Here is a 9,938-nt window from a genome sequence, read left to right on the forward strand (position 1 = left end):
ATCAACTAGTAAAAGAGTTTGTGAGAGCTATTAGAGACATTAAACCTGTAGCTTTTTTAATGGAAAATGTAAAAACAATGCATTCGCCTGTTCACAAATTTTTTGTTACTAAGGAACCTGATAATAAACTAAATGATTTCAGCTCTATTCAACATTTAGAAGAGATAAATGAATTTAACAATGACACGATCTATCAAGACGATATTATCGAGTTATTAACGTCAAATAATCAAACTATTTTAAAACTAGTCGCAATATTATTAGAAGAAAATTACTTCCCATCGCCAATTGTTAAAGATACTTCACTCATTTCTTTGTTAAGAACACTTAAGAAGAGATTCGAAAAATCTGGGAATTTATCTATCAAAAAAACCAAAGAACTACTTCAAATTAAAAATTTAACGAAAGACTTGTATTTATATGAAAGTAATCATGCTCATGTGAGTCAAATAGTTGAAGACTTGCGCTTTTCACTATCTCAACTTTCAAAAGAGGACTTTGTCGATTCCTCAAAAATAATTGACTCAATAGTAACTTTTGATGAGCTTAATCGCTTATTAACTAGATACCAAGAAATGATTGATGAGGATTTAGAATTCTCAAACTTAAAACTTGTTTTGGACGACAGTAATACATTTAAAGTTCAAGCCAGTGTTTACTCCTATAATGTTGTAGATTATCTACATTCGATTTTTAGACATTATGGCTACACAGTTACAAGTGATGTATTAGATTCCTCTGATTTTGATGTCCCGCAGAAAAGAAAAAGATTTATTATGCTGGGCATCAGAAAAGATGTAACTAATTTTAATTTACCACTTAAATCATCCGAAACTACTAGAACAGTAAGAGATGCAATTAAAGATTTGGAAGATGTAGAGCCTCAAACTGAAATAGAAGACTATAACCAAAACGTTTATTCTTTTAATAATCCTTCGATAAATAAATTACCAATGACTCGTTATTACCGAATGGGTTTGGAACAAAGTAACGTTCTATTTAATCATATAAATACTCGAAGTACTCCACTAATTAAAAAAAGATACCAACAGATTAAAGATAAAGACGGAAAAAATTTCCACAGTTTATCCGAAGATATGAAATCAAGTTATTCAGATCCTACTAGGACACAAAACACAGTGTATTTGCGGTTAAAGTATGATGAACCCTCACCTACGGTAGTAAATGTTAGAAAATCAATGTGGCAACACCCAAACAAAGCAAGAGCATTAAGCGTAAGAGAGGCAGCTCGACTTCAATCTTTTCAGGATTCTTTTGTTTTTCTCGGACGAAAAGATGAGCAATATCAACAAGTCGGTAATGCTGTCCCTCCGTTGCTTGCAAAAGCATTAGCATTGCATCTTTTGATTTTTTTAGATACGTCTGATTAAAATGATTTGTTATCAATCAAAATAGTAATACTAAGAAAACCTTTTTATGACATGTACATGTGACTCCAGCTTAAAAGAGTAGAGGGAATTAAAAAGTAAATTAGGCGATAGAATCTATCAACGAAAAGCTGTTTACCGACTTAGCGAACAATACATCCTAGACCGTTTCCTGAAAGAGATATATCACGCGCCAGCTAATCTTCTCTTGACGAAATTTTTGAAGGTATAGAACGCTTATTCACTTCTTTGACTCGATTGAGAGTTTTTAATGATACTTTGTCATTCACAAATCGAATCGTGGTTTATGTACGATGCCGTAGTCCTCTCCCCAAATAGCATTTATTTTGTTGTTTACAACCTTCTTCTTTATCTCGTTCCAACAAATAAGCTTTTCCACGTATAAACACCTTCGAGAATAGTATATTATTTATAAAGTACTATTCTCGAAGGTGTTTTATATCGTCTAGTCAATTTAATTCTTCCTATTTTTTAATAATGTCGAAATGCGCCCTTTAATCTTTAATTGAAATATCCTAATTGAAAATCAATCAACAACGATCGATCCAGTAATAGATTTCCCATCTCACAGGAAGTCTCCGGCAGGTAAGAACAATTATGACACGCTGCTCCGTTTAATTGGTTAATCCCTTGACCTGAACTTCTTCCGATTTCTGTACATACTGGATCTGAACTACACCATCTAGCTTTTTCAATCGCTTTTTCTATGATTGGGAATAAATATTCTTTTCGACCCATCCTTACTAATCCTCCAAAAGTTCCGTCAATATCCCCAGAGGAAGTATAAATCAGCACTCCAGCATATTCATCAGATATATAAAGTCTTTCACGAATAGAAGAGGAGTTATAGCCACAAGTAAGTGCTAGTTCGTCAATGATAAGATGCGTTAATGTATGAAGCATTACATTCCTAGGAAGTAACGTTTCAGAATCAAATCTTGTTTTATGACGGCTCAATCGCTTCTTATATTTCTCAAAATATTTTTTCACTTCATCTTTATTTTCCCATTTTTTGAGTTCTGATAAAGATAAGGTGAAAAATATCCCTTCGCCGTATACTTCATGAGCAGGTAACCAATCATTTTGAGGCACCTCTGATTTATTGAATAGTAGCTCTTTACCATTGATTAAATTTTCCTGTGTCATATTTTCAGTTCCAGTTGTTAGGCGATCAAAACCAGTCAAAACGATGGTTTCTTTAAGTTTTGTCACACGATTGATTAAAGTAAACTTCTCAGCGAACGGGTAATACGGGTGAGCGTTTTCAGAATTCCACTCTTGGCGTATTTTTAAGTGCTTACTATCTTGATTTTCTAAAAGCTTTTCATACTCCACTTTCTTTAAGCGCTCATTTGCATCATCGGACTTATCCTCGCCATGATTCGAATCAGTATTAAAATCGTTCTCAATATATGCGATTGCCAATTCCCAGATAGGTCGTTCAACGCTTTTAAATTCGACGGGAGCATCCGACATTACATAATGTAGTTTATCATCTAAAGAGGAATATCCTGATAAGCGTGTTGCCGTTACTCGACTTTTAATAAGATAATCCACCAGTTCCTCAGCTTCTTTATTCTCACCAGGCAAATAAATAGCGCTAATTGTTTTAGGATAGTAGACATTGAGAGAGTTTTTAAGAACAGCTACTGGTGACTGTGAGCAACTTGCAGTAGAATTTTCTGACCCAAACCATGGTCTATGGCCAGGGCATGTATAAATACTTTCTCCAACTTGATTCATTCTCTTACTAAGCTCACTGATTGATTCTTCACCAGTCTCGGTGGCGTCTTTTCGAGTCGTGATCCCTCTCAATGATCGTTTCTTTCCACAAGAGCACCTTACTTCAAGGGAATCCAAAGTCGCTCCAGGAGTGCTAATCAACTTAAGTTCCCCTTCACATTTGGTGTGTTCATTTTGATGTGCCCATTCTCTCCAAGGGAAATCAGATATATGACCTTCATTACAGACCATCACAAACGGGACCTGGTTCATACTGATGGTTTTATCACATTCGTTGCAATAATATCGATTCGTACGTTCAGACAAACTTGCCTTATGCATGGTTCTACAGCTCGGGCAATAATGCCATAAAGGAAATCTCAGCAAAGGTATAAAAATATCCGTATTATCTTGTTTCATGGCAGAGGAAACATTTTTCATCGCATAACCAGCTCTATAATCTGGTGGAGCCAAAAATTTTTGAACTCTTAACATCGACTTTAATCTTGGTTCCTGAATCTCATATTGGTGGTCGTCAATACGCTCTCCCTGGTTATTGTAATACCATTTATCAAGAGCCCCCACCATTGCAGTCTCTCCGTCCGGACTAATGACTAATGAGCCTGGACCAAATGTCGTAACTAATTGTCCCCTTCTTAATGGCAAATCTTTCAATTTAAAAACTCCAATCCTTCTACCTCTTCATCTTCCGAAGGTAGTTCATTATAAATTGATGTAATCATCCCTCTACATTCAGAATCGACAGTTCGTAGCGAATTTATCATCGCAACCGATTCTCTTTCTACGATTTGGGGCACAATTGTTCCAGCCTGATACATAAATCCATTAGCATCACCTTTGACTTCCCAAGATGAGTAAGGTGTTTTGATTAATCTAGTTAGTATCCTTTTCAAACTTTGTTTCAATACAGGTACTTGTTCAGGATCTACCATTTCAGCCCGCTCAATAATTCGTTCAGTAAATTCTTTAATCTTACCCATATTGTTTGTAATAGCTCTAGCAGATGGTACTTTCCCAAGTTCTTTATTCAAGGCCTGACGTAAATACCCAACAATAATCCCGTTTAATCCTTTTTCTAAACTAGCATCTGAAAATGGGGTAACACTTGTAGGTTCAACTTGAGCATATAATTTTTCATGATATTCCCTAAAATGTTCAAAATGAGATTTGTCTCTCGATTTAGTATTTGAATATAACGTGAAAATCAGGCCAGGTCTCTCCCACCATCGTCGTCCTACACGACCACTTACTTGAATATATTGAGCTGTCATTTTCGGTTGACCAACAATAGCCATTACAGATAGCCTGTCAATGTCAACGCCTACCTCAATAATGTTTGAAGCTAAACAAACATCAATTGTAGCATTAGTCGATATCTTTTTATTGTTTGTCTGAACAGGTTCTAAATAGCTTGTTTTAAGATTGTCAATTGCTTTTGATATTTCCTGACTTTGCTTACGAGAAGTCAGCTCAAGTACATTGTTTAAATACCTTAGCGATTTTTTTGTTCCTTTCCTAATTGCCATAGAATTAGAATATTGAGAAATATCCATTTGTGTTAAGGTAAGGCCACCACCAAGTTCTCTGAGTGTGTTGTAGAAAGCTAACAACGTCCAGTATGGATCTCTCTCATTCGCTTTGATTTCGGATGCACTCTGAATAATTGAAGAGAATGTCATTACTTGCGACATCATAATCCTCACGGTAGTCGTGTAAACACCGACATACTTTCTGCCCGGCCTTGGTTTTCCAGAAGGATCCAGAGCAGGTCGTGCAAAGAATGAATCATCACTTTCTAGACCTGGACTAGGGAAGAGTCTAGCCGTATCTCTTCCAAAGAGAGCTTTTGTTTGTTCTTCAAATTGTTTGATAGTTGCAGTAGCTGCAATTATTTTTGGTTTCACAACTTGCCCGTTCACTTTTTTAATGCACAATTCTTCTACTAACACTTCAAATAATCCAGTTAATGTCCCTAGCGGACCTGAAATCAAATGAAGCTCATCTTGAACAATTAATGATGGAGGATTATATACTCTCTCACCATCTTCGTTCAGTCCGAACAAAGATCTTGCTTGCGGTTCCCATACCAATCGAACAAATTTATCCACCGTTCCGATTAAAAAAGTAGGTCGTTTTTTATAGATGGTTTCATCTACAATGTAAATTGGTAGTTCATCATGAAACTCACAGTGACGATCCGGACAATGCAAAATCAAACCATCTTTTTCAATTTTGAATCCGTAATAATGACGTTTCCTCTTATTTTTTTGTTCATTATAAAAACCCATCTTTGCTCCGCACCAAGGACAATTATTCACAACAAATTGATTAGCGCTTTTCTCATCTTTTTGAAGACTCATTAACTGTTTTTTTGCATCTCTATTTGTATTTGGTGTGGTAGATGACCCCACCCAAATTCCGATTGAGAAAGGAGTTTCACCCAGAGTTTGCATATTCCGCTTTCGAATGTATTCCAATGCGCACATCAATCTAGAAGATCTCTGAAACTGATCTGCCGTTAAAAGACGTAATGTGTATCGCATGATAACATCCACGCTTGCATCCTTTGGATTTTTCAACCTTCTCAATATCATGTGAAACGCTGCTGTCCCTAGATAGGCTTCTGTTTTCCCTCCACCTGTCGGGAACCAAATAAGATCTACGATGTTTCGGGTTTCACTCGTCTCATCTACAAAAGACTCTATGGACATTAAAATAAAAGCAATCTGAAAAGCTCGCCATGAATTTTCACTTTTTGATAATGCTTGAATATTGTTAAGAGATTTATCAATATCTAAATCAAATAAGAGTGAACCATCTACGACAGTCCCATTTCTTTTTTTAGTGCCATTTTGTTGTTGTAATAAGATTGAGAGGTTTGCTAATTGAAATGCCCTTAACGTTTGTGGATTTTCTAAAAGTTTTAAACCTTTTACCATTCGATCATGACTTTCCATACATAATTCTAGATGTCTTTGTCCTACTACTTTTAGATGGTCAGGTAGAAATTCTAAGTCTATTTTTTTAGATTGAATCCATTCTTGATAGCTTGTGATAAGAGGTCTTAATATTATTTCAGGGACCCTGTCATCAGTAATCCCAGCTAAATCTGCCATTAGAATTTTTAGGTCTACTGATTTCCCTTGGACCATCATTTGAATATCTGGTGTCATACTTACCGCTTGATACTCAGGTAAAAATGTTGTTTCTATCTTTTTAACCTCTTTAGTATTCTGTTTCCAATGAACTGAACATCCATGTCCAAAAGCATAATTTCCATTCTTTCTATAAAGTAGTTCCATAGATAATTCTTCTTGATAAGAGTTATCAACTTGAATATTATTTGCCGCAAGATCATATCTACTTGGGTAGACGGAGAAGTTTTTACCTTCAGAAACACTAACCTCCATTGCAGCTTGGAATAAAATCAATTGCTCTTTTCTTTGATTTTGCTCATTCGACCCACTTTCAGTCTGCTCTCTTCGAGACCGATTAGTTAGACTCATCGTGACGATATGTTTCCCCACTACTTCTCGAACAAGAACTTGAAGTTGTAACTTTAATCGATGGATGTTCTTTGATGTAGCATCATACATTGAGATGTCGTACACTGCTCCCCTATTATTCAACACCTCAGGTAAATTAACTTCTACCTCACTTTGTAAAGAAGATCTCATCCACCACGTACTGGTTTTACCTCCCTTTTCAACTTTAACGATTTGCGGATCATATGTACCTCCTGTAATTTTGACACTAACTTTTTCGACACTCTTTTCTAGACAAAAAGTTAGCCCTAAAGAAGATGGCATATAGTCATTCTTCTGAGGAAATAGTTCCATGTCTCCAGTCTCTTCAGTTGAGACTTCTTCTTTTTCAGATAATAAGGTTCCTGTTTTTTCTTCATCCAATGACTCAGAGGAAATAGGAGTTTCTAAAGATTCCATTTCACTCTCTCTCACACCTATCGGAAATAACAGTCCACTTACGTAACGCTGAGTCGGCCCTTGATATTGCAATATCTCTTCTTTTTTTCCGCCGTTTATCCAAAAGAATGGTGTATCCGCTTTTGGTAAAACCGCATTACCAATTGGATTAAATTCAGTCCAATGTTCTTTTATTGTTGATGGACCAATCATTTCTTCTCTAACGTTATTTATGATGTTCTCTCTATTAATTAATGATTGTTCAAGTGAAAGATTCATAAGAAGCCTCCTTATTGGTTTATAGTAGTTTATGTAGCTTCATGATTTGATTAATCGATACCTCTTTTACTGCATTATCAACATATATTACTCTCTCAATATTAAACGTAACGTCATTAAACTCTTTAGACTCAAACGTATGGTAGCCTTTCTCCTTTAAAGTCTCTAACATTTCAGTTGAAATATCTTTCATCAGTTTATCAGAAATTAACCTCCCCGCTTTTTGATGTGCGCTTCTAATCTCTTTTGTGGCCGTAAGTGTTTTCTTTTTTTCTTGATCACTGTATTTTAAAATCGTTAATAATTCTTCTAAAGCTCTAGGTTCAATCGTGTCTTCTTTCATCCAATTTTTAAGAGAATTCGGAGTAGCGTATTTGATTGAATATTTTGTACGCAATATTTGTGACATTCGATTTACTCCAAATTTTCGTGAGATACTTTTTAGTTTTTCTTTCCACTGAGATTGTATATTCCTAAACTCATCAGTCTTTTCTTTTAGAAAAAACAGGTCGGCAATTTCAGCTACTAATTTGCTGTCGCTCCTATTTCGAATAATGATATAAGAATTTTCTTCAAGATTATTTACTTTGGTATAAGTTACTTTACCTTCAGCTGAAACAGTTTTAATTTTTGTGTTTTTTGGTATAAAAATAAATCGATTATTTTCTAAATAGACTACCATTGCCTCTAACACATCAATGATTTCATTTGAATTCTCTCTGTGAGCTCGTTGAATGAATCGATTTAACATCTCTGAAGGTTCCAACGGGTCTCTAAAAATATATTTCTTTGTATCAATACTAGGATTTATAACTTCAACATTTTTATAGATCGTACTAACAGTTTGGCTTCTCCCTATTCCTTTAAGAGGCTCTCTTAATACAAAATTATTGTCGTAAAAATCATATGCAATGAATAAGACATTTTTTGATTTAAACGTATTGGCCGTATATGAACTACAATACTTTGGACTACCTATATAAATAGTATAGTCATATGTCCTGGCCTCATTTCTAAAGCCATTTTCCGTAAAAAAGTTTAATCCTTCAGTTTTGTTCAAACGAGTAATTAACTTTTCTTTTTCCTCATCATTCAAAGACTTCTTTGTGACAATTGCTAGTTTTATATTGTTTTGTTTTTGCATAACGGTGTGCACATTATGTATAACTTCATTAGTAAGACTATTTTCGTTCATCTCTAATACACCTTTTAAACTTTCAGTCACGTCTACAAAATGAGATTTATATAAAGCATTGTAGGATTTTCTTATGCGAGAGAATAGCAGTTGTAAGTGTTTTTTTTCTTCTGCTTTTAAAATTTCATTGTAGTTTAATAAGCTTGTGGTAAATTTACTCAGAACTTTTCTTAAGTAAAATAGAGTTTCGTTTACATCGTCATAACTTTGATAATTTGAATCGATTTCTACTTTAAGCCTACTAATACTTTTAGAGAGTAAAAGTAAAGGATTAGATGCTATCTCTTTTACCTGTATTTCGATTGCCATCTCACTATATAGTTTATTCATTTCTTCAATCAGCATTTTGTTACCTCCACGCTATTAATTCAATACCTCGTGGTACATTGATATCCCGTTCTTGAAGATACATTCGCAAATGATCAGTGACATATTCACATTTTTCTTGGGTTAAGTTGCGTTCAATTTCATTTACTAGTTCATCGATACGATATTCGTTATCAGTTCTACTGAACGTTGTTAGCCAAGGATTATCTTTAAAGTGTTGCCTTTGTTTCAAATAACTTTGTGCGCCCCAAAAAATCACAGGTGAGCGAGTCACGACTTCGAAATTAATGTCACGCTTTTGAGAAGACATGATTTTTCCATTCGTATAACTGTTGGAACTATCAACATATAAGAAATCTTTTATACCTCCATAAATCCCATTAGCGAAAAATAATTGTTCACTTGTTTGTTCTTTAATTGTATGAATATTGCCTACCATATAGAAAATGTCTTCAGGATAAAAAGAAGCTTTGTTCAACTGAGACTCTGTATAAACATTTTTCAGTAGCTCATTTTCAGCTATTCCCAATGTTTTAGCGTCGCTTACTTTTTTAGAGCGTTTCATTATTTTTTCGTCATCTTTCATTAGTATGAGACGCTCAAGCCACAGTCTTTCAGGAACTCCTTGTTTTACCGTCCCCACCAAAATATGAAGCATCATTTCATTTTCAACAACTGGACTTGGACCTACTTCTATAACAGATACACTTGTTCGTTTTCCGTTTTCTAAATAGATAATTCGACTTCCTGGTTTAAGTTCTAAAATCTTCTTTTTTATCGATCGACTTTGTTTGTTTTGATTAAAATGTTGATCTGATAAACTCATTGCGACTAACAAGGGAATATAATCTGTATTTGGGAGAGACATAATAATACGAATCGGTTTATGTTGCGAAATAGCAAACTCATTTATATATTTTCCTAGTGCAAAAGAAAAAGTCATCCATTCAGGTAAATCTACTTTCTCATTTCTTACACTTAATTTTAGTTTTTTTTCTAACATATTATCCTTCCTTGGTTACATTTTTTATTTGTAATCTTTTAAATTTTACCATATTTTTC

5 protein-coding genes are annotated in these 9,938 nt (G+C 34.6%); 1 reads left to right on the forward strand and 4 read right to left on the reverse strand.

The window, feature by feature from the left end:
* The coding region (locus tag DPV68_RS13995; protein ID WP_157964201.1) for a DNA cytosine methyltransferase at positions 1 to 1,391 on the forward strand (1,391 nt) is incomplete at its 5' end.
* A gap of 519 nt (positions 1,392 to 1,910) precedes the next feature.
* On the opposite strand, the gene drmB is transcribed toward DPV68_RS13995, so the two are convergent.
* From drmB to DPV68_RS14015, 4 genes are read right to left on the reverse strand one after another with little or no spacing between them, the layout of a single operon-like run.
* The gene (gene drmB, locus DPV68_RS14000) at positions 1,911 to 3,806 is read right to left on the reverse strand and encodes a DUF1998 domain-containing protein (protein ID WP_114167391.1); all 1,896 of its coding nucleotides are present in this window, start codon (positions 3,804 to 3,806) and stop codon (positions 1,911 to 1,913) included.
* Positions 3,803 to 7,354, reverse strand: a complete 3,552-nt coding sequence (locus DPV68_RS14005) for a helicase-related protein (protein WP_114167392.1) — start codon at positions 7,352 to 7,354, stop codon at positions 3,803 to 3,805. The genes drmB and DPV68_RS14005 overlap by 4 nt, the downstream gene beginning before the upstream one ends.
* A gap of 19 nt (positions 7,355 to 7,373) precedes the next feature.
* Entirely contained in the window at positions 7,374 to 8,894 is a 1,521-nt protein-coding gene (locus DPV68_RS14010) for a hypothetical protein (RefSeq protein WP_114167393.1), read from the reverse strand.
* Between the two features lie 4 nt (positions 8,895 to 8,898).
* Entirely contained in the window at positions 8,899 to 9,879 is a 981-nt protein-coding gene (locus DPV68_RS14015) for a hypothetical protein (RefSeq protein WP_114167394.1), read from the reverse strand.
* Positions 9,880 to 9,938 lie beyond the last annotated feature (59 nt).

The organism is Exiguobacterium sp. TNDT2, assembly GCF_003331145.1.
Lineage (GTDB): Bacteria > Bacillota > Bacilli > Exiguobacteriales > Exiguobacteriaceae > Exiguobacterium.